A 14,731-nucleotide genomic window follows, 5' to 3' on the forward strand; every position below is an offset into this window, starting at 1 on the left:
ATGACCGGAATCGGGCTCGACGGGTGGCCCGGAAGGGTGCCGGGCACGCAGAAGGGCGGCGGGAGAACTCCCGCCGCCCTTCGGAGGACGTGTGCCGCCGGCCCGCCTCACCAGCCGACGGCGTTGGGCGGCAGGCCCGTGGACTCCTCCCAGGCGTCGTCGCACTCGGACTGCGTGGCGACCGTGTGCGCCCGCGCCGAGCAGGTCCGGTAGTCGGCGACCTCGTCGCGGTAGGCGATCGCCACATAGGTCATCGCCCCCGAGAGCAGCAGGCCCGCCAGACCGAAGGCCACGCTCAGGATCGCCCCCGGTGCGGTGGTGCCGTTGGCCCGCGCGGCCCGTCGCGCCCGGAAGCCCTGGACCACGCCGAACACCGAGAGGACCGCCCCGTAGGGCGGAAGCAGCAGCCCGGCCATCCCGAAGAACAGCCCCCACAGGCCGCCGCGTTCCATCCGGGGAGGCTGCCCGTCGGTCCGGGGCTCAGGGCTGTTGTCGGTCACAGGTTCACTCCTTAGGGACGCCACCAGGGGCGTCATGGTCCGCTTCCGCCTGCGCGGGAGCGTATCCGGTGCCGGAACCCCGAGGGGTCCCGGGGCTCTGGTCGGTCCGCGGCGGGGTTCCCGAAACGTGTGGTCCCCGTGGGGTAGACGCTACCCGGACCGATAGGGTTGGGACGCGGACGGGCCCGGTCGGCCCGCCCGTCGCCCGACAGCGCCCACAGGGGCGGCTTCGCGGGGGAGGCGGGCCACCCCGAACGACGTCCGCGGTGCGGTCCGGCTCCTGCCCGGGCTCCGTGCCGGGTGTCCCTGTTCCTCCGGATGCTGCGCCGTCCCCCGGCGCCCCCGGACGCGGGAGGTCTCTCCCGCACCGTTCTCTACGACACCTGGGAGAAGCATTTGTCCGCGCGAGTGGTCATCCTCATATCGGGCACGGGCAGCAACATGGCCGCCCTGCTGGAAGCGGCCCAGGACCCCGCCTACGGCGTGCGGGTCGCGGCCGTGGGATCCGACCGTGAGGGAACCCGTGGGATCGAGCTGGCCAGAGCCGCCGGCGTGCCCACGTTCGTCGTCAACTTCCGCGACCATCCCGACCGCGCGAAGTGGAACGAGGCGATGGCCGAGCGGATCGCCGAGTACGAACCCGACCTCGTGGTCTCCGCCGGCTTCATGCGCATCCTCGGCCCCGACGTCGTCGGCAGCCACCCCGCGGTCAACATCCACCCCGCGCTGCTGCCCTCCTTCCCCGGCGCGCACGCCGTCCGTGACGCGCTCGCCCACGGTGTCCGGGTGACCGGCACCACCATCCACTTCCTCGACGAGGGCGTCGACTCCGGTCCGATCATCGACCAGGTCGCCGTGCCCGTCGAGGACGATGACGACGAGTCCAGCCTCCACGAGCGCATCAAGGCCGTGGAGCGCGAGATGCTGGTCGACACGGTCGGCAGGCTCGCCCGCGAGGGCTGGACCATCGACGGCAGGCACGTGCGGTTCGGTCGGACCGCGCCCGGCCGCACAGAGCACAGCGTCAGCGACGCGACCGACACGAAGGAGAACCGGTGACCCAGCAGGCCATCAGGCGTGCGTTGATCAGCGTGTACGACAAGACCGGCCTGGAGGAGCTGGGCGCCGGCCTGGCCGAGGCCGGTGTGGAGATCGTCTCCACCGGCTCCACGGCCGCGAAGCTGCGCGGCGCCGACGTCCCCGTCACCGACGTCGAGGACGTCACCGGCTTCCCCGAGATCATGGAGGGCCGGGTCAAGACCCTGCACCCCCACGTGCACGCCGGACTCCTCGCCGACCGGAGCAAGCCCGACCACGTCGCCAAGATCGAGGAGCTGGGCATCGCCCCCTTCGACCTGGTCGTGGTCAACCTCTACCCCTTCCAGGACACCGTCGCCTCGGGCGCCTCCGAGGACGACTGCATCGAGAAGATCGACATCGGCGGGCCCGCCATGGTGCGCGCCTCCGCCAAGAACCACGGCAGTGTCGCGGTCGTGGTCGACCCGGCGAGCTACGGCGCCACCCTCCAGGCGGTCCGCGAGGGCGGCTTCACCCTGGACCAGCGCAAGCGCCTGGCCGGACTGGCCTTCCAGCACACCGCGACCTACGACGCGGCGGTCGCCTCCTGGTTCGCCGGCGCCTACGCCCCCGACGCGGAGGCCGCCGACTCCGGCTGGCCCGGCTACCTCGGCATCGGCTACGAGCGTGAGAGCGTCCTGCGCTACGGCGAGAACCCGCACCAGAAGGCCGCCCTGTACACGGTCGCGGGCGCCCCCTCCTCCGGATTGGCCGGCGCCGAGCAGCTGCACGGCAAGGCCATGTCCTACAACAACTACGTGGACGCCGACGCCGCTCTGCGGGCCGCCCACGACTTCGACGAGCCGTGCGTGGCCATCATCAAGCACGCCAACCCCTGCGGCATCGCGGTCGGCGCGGACAACGCCGAGGCCCACCGCAAGGCGCACGCCTGCGACCCGGTCTCCGCGTTCGGCGGCGTCATCGCCACCAACCGCACCGTGGGCGCGGAGCTGGCCGGGCAGATCGCGGAGATCTTCACCGAGGTCGTCGTCGCGCCCGGCTTCGAGCCGGCCGCGGTCGAGGTCCTGACCAAGAAGAAGAACATCCGGCTCCTGGTCGCGGAGGGCACCGGTTTCGGCACGGGCGTGGAGAACCGCCAGATCAGCGGCGGTCTGCTCGTGCAGTCCCGCGACGCGATCGACGCCGAGGGCGACGACCCGGCCGCCTGGACCCTGGCCACCGGGACCCCGGCCGGCGAGGACACCCTCGCCGACCTCGCCTTCGCCTGGAGGGCCGTGCGCGCCGTCAAGTCCAACGCCATCCTGCTGGCCGCGGGCCGCGCGACCGTCGGCGTGGGCATGGGCCAGGTCAACCGGGTGGACTCGGCCCGGCTGGCGGTCACCCGCGCCGGTGACCGCGTGACCGGCTCCGTGGCCGCCAGCGACGCCTTCTTCCCGTTCCCCGACGGGCTGGAGATCCTGACCGGGGCCGGTGTGAGCGCCGTCGTCCAGCCGGGCGGCTCCGTGCGCGACGCGGAGGTCATCGCCGCGGCCAAGGCCGCCGGGGTGACCATGTACCTGGCCGGCACCCGCCACTTCTTCCACTAGAGCGAGGGGAACCGCATGAGCGCGACCGTTCTGGACGGCAAGGCCGTCGCGAAGACCATCCGCGGCGAGCTCGCCGAGCGGGTGGCCAGGCTCAAGGCCCGGGGGATCACTCCGGGGCTGGGCACCGTCCTGGTCGGCGACGACCCGGGCAGCCACTCCTACGTGCGCGGCAAGCACCGCGACTGCGCGCAGGTCGGCATCGCGAGCATCCGCCGCGACCTGCCGGCGGACGCCTCGCAGGAGGACGTGGAGCGGGCCGTCCACGAGCTGAACGAGGACCCGGCGTGCACGGGCTACATCGTGCAGCTGCCCCTGCCCCGGGCGCTGGACGAGAACCGGGTGCTGGGCCTCATCGACCCGAACAAGGACGCCGACGGCCTCCAGCCCTCCAACCTGGGCAAGCTGGTGCTGATGCAGGAGGCGCCGCTGCCGTGCACCCCGCGCGGCATCGTGGAGCTGCTCGGCCGCTACGACGTGCCGCTCCGGGGCGCGGAGGTGGTCGTGGTCGGCCGCGGCGTCACCGTGGGCCGCCCCCTCGGCCTGCTGCTGACCCGCCGGTCGGAGAACGCCACGGTCACCCTGTGCCACACGGGCACCCGTGACCTCGCCGCGCACACGCGCAACGCGGACATCATCGTCGCGGGCGCCGGCGTGCCCGGCCTCATCACCAAGGACATGGTCAAGCCCGGCGCGGCCGTGCTGGACGTCGGCGTCTCGCGCACGGACGACGGTCTGGTGGGCGACGTCGCCCTGGACGTGCCCGAGGTCGCCGGGTTCATGTCGCCCAACCCCGGCGGCGTGGGGCCGATGACCCGCGCCATGCTGCTGGTCAACGTGGTCGAGGCGGCCGAACGCCAGGCGGGCTGACCGCCGAAGGCGAAGGACCGCGGGGGCGGTGGCGCACAGTGCGCCACCGCCCCCGGTGCGTCGGAGCCGGTGATCGCCGGGCCGGGGTTGGCCGGAGCGCTGGCGGTCGGTGCGGTGGCAGCCGGGGCGCTGGCGGACAGCGGCGGCGGCCGGAGCGGTGATGGTTGAGCCGATGCTGGCGGCAAGCGGTGGTGGCCGGAGCGTGAGCAGTCGGTGCGGTGGTGGCCCGAGTGGCGGTGGTCGCCTCGGGTGTGAACGAGGTCGGGACGGGCGGCTGTCGCCGACGCCGGGGCCGGAGGGCTCAGGCCCTCGCACGGCCGTGCACGCCGTCCCGGCGCCCACGGGCCAGCGTGTCCGGACGGCGGACGAACGGCGGCGGATGCCCGTCGCCGTGACCGCTGCCGCCGCCCACGGTTCCGCTGGTCGCGGCGCCCGCCGCGACGGAACGGCGCCGATCGGCCCGATCCGCCGAGCGGGCTCAGCTGGCCCGGCGCGCGGATCCGCTGATCGGCATCGGACGCACCAGTCCCAGGGCCACGACCTCGTTGGCCAGACGGGTGCGCCGGTTCTGCCCCTCCGGGATACGGAACTTCTGGTAGAGGCGCAGGAGATGCTGTTTGACCGCCGCCTCGGTGACCACCAGTGCCTCGGCGATGTCCTTGGCCGTGGCGGGCGCGACGAACGCCTCCTCCGACAGCGCCGGGCGGCACAGGGCCGTGAGCACGTCGAGTTCGCGTCGGGTGAGCTCGGGCGCGGCCCCGCGGCGCAGTTCGATGTCCGGGCTGATCTGCTCCCGGGGGAGCCCGCCCGCGCGGCAGCGCGCGGTGCCGAAGCTCACCACGTCGCCCTCCTCCAGGACCCGGCGGGCGATGGGCCGGCCGTTCACGCGCGTGCCGTTGCGCGAGAGACCGAGGTCGACCACGTACACGTAGGGGCCGCGCCGGACGAGTTCGGCGTGCAGTTGGGAGACGCTCGGATCGTTGAGCCGGATGTCGGCGCCCTCGCCCCGGCCCACGGTGGTGACCTCGGCGGCGAGTGCGTGGATGTCCCCGGTGTCTTCCACCCGGAGATAGGGCCCGTCCACGGTGACTCCTCCCGGATAGGGCTGGCGTGTCCGGTGCGGGCGGCGGCGGTGGGGGATGGGTGGCTGTCGGGGGACTGAGGGGCGGTCTGCGCGTTGAGTGGGGTTCATAGGGGATGGTCCTCGCTCACCGGTGCACTCATCCCAAGCTTGGTTACCCGGCTGGTACGGGTTCTACGCGCTTACTCCGGAGTTAGGGGGACAAGGCCCGGGAATACGGCTCTGTGGCGGAATCGGCAGGGGGTATCGGACGCCCGGTGGTCCTGACGCGGCGAGTCCGATTCCGTGAGTGCAGAGGCGTGGCGAGACTCATCCCTACAATGGGTCTGTCTCTCCCGCGTCGGCGCTCGGTTCCACCGCGTCCGTGCCGGGGTCCCGTCCGCGGTGCCCGGGAGGGTCACGCGGGCAGGTCGGAAACCGGACGGGTCGGAACACGGTGAACGAAGCGGGGTTGGCGGAGTTGTCGGACGCGGAGACACCTGACGAGACCCGGGAGGATCGGCCCCAGGGACGTCCCGAGGTGCCCGACTGGCTCGCCCAGGTCCCCTACTTCCTCGTCATGTCGGCGCTGGCCGCGGGGATCGTGGTCGTGGCCGCGGCCTACTTCAAACGCGGCCCGGCGATCATCGCGTGCGCGCTGCTGCTGGCCGCCGCGTTCCGGCTGTTCCTGCCCAAGGACTGGATCGGCATGCTCGCCGTGCGTCGGCGCTGGATCGATCTGACCACCCTCGTCGGCATGGCGGTGCTGCTGATCGTGCTCGCGTGGGTGGCGCCGCAACTGTCCGCGTAGGCGTCGAATAAGCTTGACGTCGAGATACCGCGACACCGACACACGCCACCGCCTCCCCGGTAGCACGGACGCCGGGCGGGCGTGGGACAACGCCGCGCGCGGACCTGGGAACGGCCACGAACCGGGACCGGCCCGTCGTACGAGGTGGTGGCGCAGACTGAAGGGACAGCCACACAGCCATGGCCAAGATCAAGGTCGAAAACCCCGTAGTCGAGCTGGACGGCGACGAGATGACCCGGATCATCTGGTCCTTCATCAAGGACCGGCTGATCCTCCCCTACCTCGACATCGACCTGAAGTACTACGACCTCGGTATCGAGGAGCGTGACCGCACCGACGACCAGATCACCGTCGACGCCGCCAACGCCATCAAGGAGCACGGCGTCGGCGTCAAGTGTGCCACCATCACGCCGGACGAGGCCCGGGTCGAGGAGTTCGGCCTCAAGAAGATGTGGCGGTCGCCCAACGGCACCATCCGCAACATCCTCGGCGGTGTCGTCTTCCGCGAGCCGATCATCTGCGAGAACGTGCCGCGCCTGGTCCCCGGCTGGACCAAGCCCGTCATCATCGGCCGTCACGCCCACGGTGACCAGTACAAGGCCACCGACTTCAAGGTCCCCGGCCCGGGCACGGTCACCATGACCTACACCCCGGCCGACGGCAGCGAGCCGGTCGAGTTCGACGTCGCGAACTTCCCCGAGGAGGGCGGTGTCGCGATGGGCATGTACAACTACCGCAAGTCCATCGAGGACTTCGCGCGCGCCAGCCTGAACTACGGCCTGGACCGCAACTACCCGGTCTACATGTCGACCAAGAACACGATCCTCAAGGCCTACGACGGCATGTTCAAGGACGTGTTCCAGGAGATCTTCGAGGCCGAGTTCAAGGAGAAGTTCGACGCCGCCGGCCTGACCTACGAGCACCGCCTGATCGACGACATGGTCGCCGCGGCGCTCAAGTGGGAGGGCGGCTACGTCTGGGCCTGCAAGAACTACGACGGTGACGTGCAGTCCGACACCGTCGCCCAGGGCTACGGCTCGCTCGGCCTCATGACCTCGGTGCTGCGCACCGCCGACGGCCGCACGGTCGAGGCCGAGGCCGCGCACGGCACGGTGACCCGCCACTTCCGCCAGCACCAGCAGGGTAAGCCGACCTCGACCAACCCGATCGCCTCCATCTTCGCGTGGACCCGCGGTCTCGACCACCGGGGCAAGCTGGACAACACCCCGAAGGTCGTCGAGTTCGCCAACACCCTCGAGGACGTCGTCGTCAAGACCGTCGAGGGCGGGCAGATGACCAAGGACCTCGCGCTGCTGGTCGGCAAGGACCAGGAGTGGCTCACCACCGAGCAGTTCCTCGCCGCTCTGGACGAGAACCTGAGTAAGCGCCTGGCCTAGGGGCTGTCTCGCGCGATCCGCACCGAGCCGGCGGATCGGGTGACCTTCACCACGCCCGGACGTCCCCGAGAGGGGGCGCCCGGGCGTCGTCGTCCCACGGGCCGGAGGAGGGATTGCGCGGGAACGCGTCGTTTGGGGTCTTCGGACACGGGGCGTCGCACAACTTTCTCAGCGTGTTTACCGTGTTCGTCGGACAAGCGGTCTCTGTGGGTGGGAGTATGGCCACCCCGGGTGAGGGTCGCCTCGTTCGGGTGCGACGTAAGACACGTGGGCAGGATTCGCACCTTTCGCGAACTTTGACCTATGGTGGAGACACGCCGGTGAGAACCGGCAGGCCAGAGCGGGTGCGAGCCCCTCGGCCACAACAGACCGACGTGCCGGCTTTGCGCCCGCTGGGGGGTAGGCGCGCACAGTACGGAACGTCACGAAGAAGGGCCCGTCACCATTGGTGGCGGGCCCTTCGCCTGTTCGGGCGCCTTTAAGACGCGCCCTTCGGTCCTTCCGGTGCGCTCCCTCGTTCCTCGGGAGTGCACCTCCAGGCCCTCCAGGGCGCGTCGGCGCCCTCCTGTGTTTTTTGGGGCCGCCGCTCGTTCCTCGCTTTGGCCCGTGCTCGGGGCGCTGGGAGGCCAGTGTTCTTCGTCGTCGACTTGCCTTGCTCGCAGGCTCGCTGCGGCCCCGTCTCCTCCTGCAGAACACTGGCGCGCCCCTCGCGAACCCCCCAGCGGTCCGCTCACCTGTAGAGGCTTCAACCCCCCTGTGGTGACCGTGAGCGGAACCGGCCCCGCCCAACCCCCTGCGGCCCCGGAGGTGCGCATGCACGCGTTCAACCCCCTGGGCCTCAGGTCCAGCGGGTTGAAGCGGTACGAAAGCGGCCTACCTCGACCCGAGGGGGTGAGGGGTACGCGGTTCCGGTCGCGGGGACCGCAGGGGGTCTGTCCGGGCCAAAGCGAGGAACGAGCGGCGGCCCAAAGAAGGCACAGGGGTGAGGGGCGCGCCGGTGCCTGCAGGAGGAGTCTCTGCCGCCAGCGAGCTTGCGAGCCAGGCAGTAGCGACGACGAAGGCCCCGGCGTGAAGCGCCCCGAGCCCACCCTTACTCCCGCAGGACGCTCTCGGGGATGGGCTCGCCCTCCTGGATGGCGGCGAACATCTGCCCGGAGAGCTCCTCGTCCCAGAGCACGACGGAGCCGACGCCGTCCAGGGTCGGGGTGCTGCCCACGGGGATCGAGGTGGTCTCCGTGCCGCCGCGCAGGGCCAGCATTATCGTGGCCAGGTGGCGGAGGCGGTCGCCCTCGTCGACCATGAACGTGTCGGTGCCCGCGGTGACGAGCGGAATGGCCCGGACCGGGTTGAACAGGGTCGAGGGGTCGCTGGCCTTCTGTACGAGGGCGGAGAAGAACTCGCGCTGGCGCTGGATGCGGTCCAGGTCGGCGCGCGGGGTGGCACGGGTGCGCACGTAGCCCAGCGCGGTGCCGCCGTCCATCTCCTGGCAGCCCGCCTCGATGTCCAGTCCCGCCTTGGGGTCCACCATCGGCTCCTCGGGGCACAGTTCCACGCCCCCGACGGCGTCGACCAGGTCCACGAACCCGCCCATGCCGATCTCGACGTAGTGGTCGACGCGTACGCCCGAGGCGCGCTCGAAGGTCTCCACCAGCGGCGCGGGGCCGCCGCAGATCTCCTCGCCCTCCTCGTCGGTCCCGCAGACGGCGTCGGCGAACGAGGCGTTGATCTTGTTGTCCGCGTAGCCCGGGATGGCCAGGGGCACGTAGGAGTCGCGCGGCACGCTGATGATCGTGGGTTCGCCGTCGTCGGGGATGTACAGCAGCATGATCGAGTCGGTGCGGCGGCCCTCGGCCCGACCGGTGGCCAGGTCGCGGACCTGGTCGTCGTCCAGGCCCTCACGGCTGTCCGACCCCACGATGAGGTAGGTCGTGCCGTCCTGGCGGTCCGGGCGCTCGTCGTAGTCCAGCAGCGCCTCCACGTGCTGCAGGCGTGAGTTCGCCCACAGGTAGAACGCGGTCGGCACACCGATGAGGACGACCAGCAGGACCACGAGCGTGCTCGTCACGATGGTGGAGACGCGCTTGCGGCGCCTCTCCTTCGCGCGGCGCTCGATCCCGCGGCCGTCGTACTCGCGCCCGGCCGAGTGCGTCGAGCGCTTGCGCGGGGTCCGGCGCACCGGAGGGACCTCGCCGGCCTTGGGCAGCCGGCGCGGACCGCCGGCCGAGGCCTGCTCGGACTCGCGCGAGCGGTAGAGCTTCTCGAACTGGTCCGGCCGACCGGGTGTGCCCCCTCGTCGGAACACACCTGCCTTGTCGTGTTCTCCGGTCGAGCCGGAGTCGCTCCTTCGGTCAGCCATCGATTCGCCTATCTGCTCCGCGCCGTGGACGTCTGGGTGTGCTTCCTGGCTATGTGATCGCAGAAAGGGTAGCCGGGTTCGCCCAGATCCGTCCGAACCGAGGTCACCTCAAGCGGTGGGCCCCGGCCGAGGGCACGGCCGCACGCACCCGGGGCGCCACCCGGCCCTGGTCGGTGAAGGCCCGGGCGAGGGCTCCGGTGATGCGCTCGACGCGGTCCTCCGCGGCCAGGGCCAGGGCGGTGCCGCGCCACCCGGACATCCGCACGCCGCGGGCGCCCGCGCGGGACGCGGTCTCCGCGGCGAGGTCCACCTCCGGCGTGGGCAGGTCGAACCGGCGCAGCGACAGGTGGGAGGCGGTCAGTACCGGGCCGACCTCCGCGGAGCGGCCCGCGCGCAGCAGGCCCACGACGGCGTTGAGCCGGTGCGTCTCCGTCACCGCGTACTCCACGCGCGTGCGCAGGACGGGGTCGCGCAGCTCGCGCAGCGCCGCGGGCAGGTCCCGGACCGCGCGCAGCGGGCCCAGGACCTCCTCCGCCCGCGCCAGCTCCGACTCACGGGCGGGGCGCGGATCGCGGCGGGGCAGGGCGCCGGTGTCGATGACGAGAAGCCGCAGCCCCTCGGCGGCCAGGTCGAACGGCAGGACCGTCGACGTGTGTCCCCTGGGGTTGAAGCGCACCGCGCAGCCGGGCCGGGCGACCATGGCCACCCGTCCGGCCGCCTCGATCCCCTCGGGTGGCGGGTCGCCGCCCATGTCGGCCAGGGCCAGGGCCGCCGCGCTGCCCGCGGCGGCCGTGCGGCCCAGGGACGCGTGCTCGGGCAGGTCCGCGTCCAGGACGACCCGGACCCCCGTGTCGGCCGCCAGGGAGCCGTTGCGGCGCGCGTCGGCCACCGCCGCGGCCACGGCCCGCGCCGCGGCCTCCCTGGGCCGCACGGCGCCGGAGGGGGTCGCCACGTGCACGCCCGCGTCCGGGGCCTCCCCGACCGCCGCGGTCACACCCCAGGGCAGCGCGACGTACAGGGCCGGTCCGGCGGTGACCGCCGTGTGCTCGCCCATCAGCGCCAGCCGGCCCGGTGCGCGCCACACCCCCGCGGGCGCCTCGCCGAACCGCCGTAGGTACTCCTTGGCCAGCGTGTCCGGGTCGGGGGCCTCGATGGACCACTCGCCGAGCGGCCCCGCCGACCGCACCCCCAACACAGCACGCAACCGCGCCCCCGCGCCCCCCACCGGACGTCCCCCTTCTCCCACATCCCCTGGACAGCTCCTACCCCAAGTCTGCCGTGTACCGCCGCGGACGCGCGCGTGGCGCCCCCGCACCGCGGCGCGATGTGGACTAGGGTGTCCCACACTTCCGGGCCGGCAGGGGAAGGACCGTATGGCCGCAGCGCTGGACAGGGCGAAGGACGGGGCCCGCCACTACCGGAACCTGTCGATGGACGAGTACTGGCGGCTCAGGCGGCGCCACCCCGCCGTCGACCACGCGGTGCGCGCCTACGAGCGCTACGCGGACCGCAACGGCAACCAGCTCGCCGGGGCGGTCACCTACTTCGCGTTCCTGTCCTTCTTCCCGCTGCTCGCGCTGGCCTTCGCCGTGGTCGGCTACCTGGCCTCGATGCAGGTCGAGCTCACCGCCACCCTCGAAGAGGGGATCGACGGCGTGCTGCCGGGGCTGTCCGAACAGCTGCCGATGGACGAGATCGCGCAGGCACGGGTGGGCGCCGGAGTCCTCGGTCTGCTCGGCCTGCTCTACGCGGGCCTGAACTCGGTGTCGGCGCTGCGCGAGGCCCTGCACTCGATCTGGCTCAAGAGCGTCAAGGAGGGCCCGAACGTCCTGCTGCGCAAGGCGGGCGACCTGTTCGTGATGGTCGGTCTGGGGCTGGCGCTGCTGCTCACCGTGTCCGTCACCAGCGTGGGACAGGCGGCCACGACCTGGCTGCTGGCCCTGGTGGGGTTGGACGGCTCGGGGTGGGCCAACCTGCTGCTGCGCCTGCTGGCACTGGCCGTCGCGGTCTCGATGAACATGGTCCTGCTCATGCTGGTCTTCACGCTGCTGTCGGGCAGCGGGCGGCCGACGCGGATGATGTGGCGCGGGGCCCTGCTCGGCGCCGTGGGCTTCGAGGTGCTCAAGGCGACCGCGGCGGTCCTGCTCGCCGGAACCCTCAGCAACCCCGTCTACGCGTCGTTCGCGGTGCTCGTCGGGCTGCTCGTGTGGATCAACCTGGTGATGCGCCTGGTCATGTTCAGCGCCGCCTGGACGGCCACCTGGCTCCCGATGCCGGCGCCCTACACCGGGACGCTGCCGCTGCCAGAGGAGAACGGCCTGGACTGGTCCCGGCAGGGGCCGACTCCGGGGGCGCCCGCGCCCGCGCGCGCCCGGCGCCGCGTCGACCAGCGGATCGTCGCCGGGATCGCCGCGCTCCTGGGCGCGGCCGGGGCCGGGGGAGCGGTCGCCGCGCTGCTCCGACGGGTACGCCGGCGCGAGCACTGAACCCGCTTTCAATATTTTCATGAATTCAGCCCGTGGGCGGGTAGATATCCCGTATGCGCGCGGTGTGGGAAGGGTAGTCCTCTTCTGTCCCGGTTGACCGGTTCGCCGGGGCTCGATGGTGCGCCGACCACGGCGGTCGGCAATCACCCCCCGGAGGGCAGATGGGAATCGCATTCAAGTCGTCCGAACGCGCGACGCTCGGCGTGGAGTGGGAACTCCAACTCGTCGACCGCCGTAGCCGCCACCTGCGCCAGGAGGCGCGCGAACTCCTGGCCGACCTCCCCGACCTGAGTGAGGACGCCGCGCCCCCGCTCCGGCACGAGCTCATGCAGTCGCAGGTGGAGGTCGTGACGGGGATCTGCGAGACGGTGGACGAGGCCAAGAGCGACCTCGCGCGCAACCTGGGCCGGATGAGGGAGGTGCTCGACCCGCGCGGCACCACGCTGACCTGCTCGGGAACCCATCCCATCGACGACTGGCGGGACCAGTCCCTCAGTCCCGGGGTCCGCTACGGCGAACTGGTCGACCGGATGCAGTGGCTGGCGCGCAGGATCCTCACCTGCGGCGTCCACGTCCACGTGGGGGTGCGCAGCCGGGAGAAGGCCATTCCCATGGTGAACGCCCTCGCGAAGTATCTGCCTCATTTTCTCGCTCTGAGTGCTTCCAGCCCATTCTGGAGCGGATCGGACACCGGGCTGGCGTCCTCGCGATCGATCATCTTCGGTGCCCTGCCGACGTCCGGACCCCCCGTGAACCTCCCGCACTGGACGGCTTTTGAGGAATACATCGAAACGCTACTCAGGGCGGGTACCATCGCCTCTATCAAGGAAGTGTGGTGGGACATCCGTCCGCACCCTGATTTCGGCACCATCGAGATCCGGATGTTCGACGGGATTCCCACACTGCGCGAGGTGGGAATGGCCGCCGCGCTCTCGCAGAGCCTGGTAGAGCTGTTCGACCACCAGCTCGACCGCGGGTACGGCTTGCCCAGCCCGCCGTCCTGGCTGGTACGGGACAACAAGTGGCGGGCCACTCGCTACGGACTCGACGCCCGTGTCATCACGGACCTGCACGGAACCACCGTTCCGCTCCGGGACGACCTGTACGAGCTGGTACGCGAGCTGACGCCCGTCGCGGCCCGCCTGGGCTGCGCCGAGGACCTGGACCTGATCTCCGAGATCCTGGACAAGGGTGCCTCCTACGAACGCCAGCGCGCGGTCGTCGCCGCGGGCGGCTCGCTGGACGACGTCGTCGACATGCTCGCAGCCGAGCTCCAGGGCGACCACCCCACCCGTGCAGAGGTCGGTGTCGGCGATGGAGCCGGTGCGCGGTAAGACGTGAACGAAGAGGGGACCCTCGCATGCAGGGACGTGACCTGCCGGAACAGTTGACCGCTTTTCTGGCGCGCCATGAGCGGGAGTTCACCGGTTTCCGCCGGGACCTGCACATGCACCCCGAGCTGGCCTTCGCCGAGCACCGCACCACGGGGCGGATCGCCGAACGGCTGCGCTCGGTCGGGCTGGAACCCAAGGAGCTCCCCCAGGGGACCGGCCTGATCTGCGACGTGGGATCCGGCTCCGGCCCCCTGGTCGCCCTGCGCGCGGACATCGACGCGCTCCCCCTCTCGGACGAGAAGGACGTGCCCTACCGCTCCACCGTCCCCGGCGTCGCCCACGCCTGCGGACACGACGTGCACACCACGGTCCTGCTGGCGACGGGGGTCTTCCTCGCCCAGCAGGACCGGGCGGGCGCCCTGCCCGGCCGCGTCCGGCTCGTCTTCCAGCCGGCCGAGGAGCTGCCCGGCGGCGCCGTGGAGGTCGTCAACGCGGGCGCGCTGGAGGGCGTGGACCGCATCTTCGCCCTGCACTGCGACCCCCGCCTGATGGTCGGGAAGGTCGGGCTGCGCTCGGGCGGCATCACCGCCGCGTGCGACCAGCTCATGGTGCGCCTCTCCGGGCCCGGAGGGCACACCGCCCGCCCGCACCTGACCTCCGACCTCGTCTACGCCATGGGCAAGGTGGTGACCGAACTGCCCGCCGCGCTGTCCCGGCGCATCGACCCCCGCGCGGGCTTCAGCCTGGTGTGGGGCCGTATCAGCGCCGGATCGGCGCCCAACGTCATCCCCGACGACGCCGTCGCGGAGGGCACCGTGCGCTGCCTGGACGACGAGGCGTGGCACGCGGCCCCCGACATCGTCAAGGGCCTCGTCGAGTCGGTGGCCAGTGCCTACGGCGCCGAGGCGGAGGTGACCTACCGCCGGGGCGTGCCCCCCACCATCAACGAGGCGGGCAGCGTCGAGATGATGCGCGAGGCGGTCACGCTGGCGCTGGGCTCCGACGCCGTCTCGTCCACCCCGCAGAGCCTGGGCGGGGAGGACTTCGCCTGGTACCTGGAGCACGTGCCCGGCGCGCTGGCGCGGCTGGGCACGCACTCCCCGCGGTGGGACGGGCCGATGCTGGACCTGCACCGCGGCGGGTTCGACGTGGACGAGCGGGCCATCGGCGTGGGCACCCGGTTCATGGTGACCACGGCGCTGACCGCGCTGTGGGGGGCCGCCCGGCCGCACGCCGACGTGGACGACCAGGCCCTCGCCTGAGACGGACGACCGACCAGGGGGACGCCCGGCCACC

At 71.9% G+C, this 14,731-nt stretch carries 12 protein-coding genes; 8 read left to right on the plus strand and 4 right to left on the minus strand.

The features are described from left to right. Window positions 1-107: 107 nt before the first annotated feature. Window positions 108-500 (minus strand): DUF4190 domain-containing protein, encoded by a 393-nt coding sequence (locus HNR10_RS20650; protein WP_179826054.1) that lies wholly within the window; start codon window positions 498-500, stop codon window positions 108-110. 408 nt (window positions 501-908) lie between these two features. Between HNR10_RS20650 and purN the strand changes: the two genes are divergently transcribed. From purN to HNR10_RS20665, 3 genes are read left to right on the plus strand one after another with little or no spacing between them, the layout of a single operon-like run. Next, a complete protein-coding gene (gene purN, locus HNR10_RS20655; protein ID WP_179829857.1) occupies window positions 909-1,559 on the plus strand; it encodes a phosphoribosylglycinamide formyltransferase in 651 nt (216 codons plus the stop codon). After that, a complete protein-coding gene (gene purH / locus HNR10_RS20660; protein ID WP_179826056.1) occupies window positions 1,556-3,124 on the plus strand; it encodes a bifunctional phosphoribosylaminoimidazolecarboxamide formyltransferase/IMP cyclohydrolase in 1,569 nt (522 codons plus the stop codon). Before purN ends, purH begins: the two co-directional genes overlap by 4 nt. A 15-nt stretch (window positions 3,125-3,139) precedes the next feature. Beyond that, window positions 3,140-3,991 carry a bifunctional methylenetetrahydrofolate dehydrogenase/methenyltetrahydrofolate cyclohydrolase gene (locus HNR10_RS20665; protein ID WP_179826058.1) on the plus strand — a complete coding sequence of 284 codons (852 nt, stop codon included), beginning with the start codon at window positions 3,140-3,142 and terminating at the stop codon, window positions 3,989-3,991. A 478-nt stretch (window positions 3,992-4,469) separates the two neighbouring features. On the opposite strand, the gene HNR10_RS20670 is transcribed toward HNR10_RS20665, so the two are convergent. Continuing rightward, window positions 4,470-5,075: an FHA domain-containing protein gene (locus tag HNR10_RS20670; RefSeq protein ID WP_179826060.1), complete on the minus strand. Its 606-nt coding sequence runs from the start codon at window positions 5,073-5,075 to the stop codon at window positions 4,470-4,472. Window positions 5,076-5,508: 433 nt separating this feature from the next. Here HNR10_RS20670 and HNR10_RS20675 point away from each other — a divergent pair, with 433 nt between their 5' ends. Both HNR10_RS20675 and HNR10_RS20680 read left to right on the plus strand, forming a co-directional pair. Then, a complete protein-coding gene (locus tag HNR10_RS20675; RefSeq protein WP_179826063.1) occupies window positions 5,509-5,862 on the plus strand; it encodes a DUF3017 domain-containing protein in 354 nt (117 codons plus the stop codon). A 179-nt stretch (window positions 5,863-6,041) separates the two neighbouring features. Continuing rightward, the gene (locus HNR10_RS20680) at window positions 6,042-7,259 is read left to right on the plus strand and encodes an NADP-dependent isocitrate dehydrogenase (protein ID WP_179826065.1); all 1,218 of its coding nucleotides are present in this window, start codon (window positions 6,042-6,044) and stop codon (window positions 7,257-7,259) included. Window positions 7,260-8,349: 1,090 nt separating this feature from the next. Here HNR10_RS20680 and HNR10_RS20685 read toward each other — a convergent pair. Together HNR10_RS20685 and HNR10_RS20690 are read right to left on the minus strand one after the other, a co-directional pair. After that, window positions 8,350-9,615, minus strand: a complete 1,266-nt coding sequence (locus HNR10_RS20685; RefSeq protein WP_179826067.1) for an LCP family protein — start codon at window positions 9,613-9,615, stop codon at window positions 8,350-8,352. 103 nt (window positions 9,616-9,718) lie between these two features. Continuing rightward, on the minus strand, window positions 9,719-10,840 hold the full coding sequence (locus HNR10_RS20690) for a galactokinase family protein (RefSeq protein WP_179826069.1): 1,122 nt from the start codon (window positions 10,838-10,840) through the stop codon (window positions 9,719-9,721). A gap of 148 nt (window positions 10,841-10,988) precedes the next feature. On the opposite strand from HNR10_RS20690, the gene HNR10_RS20695 reads away from it, so the two are divergent. The 3 genes from HNR10_RS20695 (at window position 10,989) to HNR10_RS20705 (ending at window position 14,697) form a co-directional block, all read left to right on the plus strand. After that, window positions 10,989-12,101, plus strand: coding sequence for a YihY/virulence factor BrkB family protein (locus tag HNR10_RS20695; RefSeq protein ID WP_179826071.1), 1,113 nt, complete (start codon window positions 10,989-10,991; stop codon window positions 12,099-12,101). A gap of 161 nt (window positions 12,102-12,262) precedes the next feature. Further along, on the plus strand, window positions 12,263-13,435 hold the full coding sequence (locus HNR10_RS20700) for a glutamate--cysteine ligase (protein ID WP_179826073.1): 1,173 nt from the start codon (window positions 12,263-12,265) through the stop codon (window positions 13,433-13,435). 26 nt (window positions 13,436-13,461) lie between these two features. Beyond that, window positions 13,462-14,697, plus strand: a complete 1,236-nt coding sequence (locus HNR10_RS20705; RefSeq protein ID WP_179826075.1) for a M20 family metallopeptidase — start codon at window positions 13,462-13,464, stop codon at window positions 14,695-14,697. The last annotated feature ends 34 nt before the right edge of the window (window positions 14,698-14,731 follow it).

Origin of the sequence: Nocardiopsis aegyptia (assembly GCF_013410755.1) — a bacterium.
Lineage (GTDB): Bacteria > Actinomycetota > Actinomycetes > Streptosporangiales > Streptosporangiaceae > Nocardiopsis > Nocardiopsis aegyptia.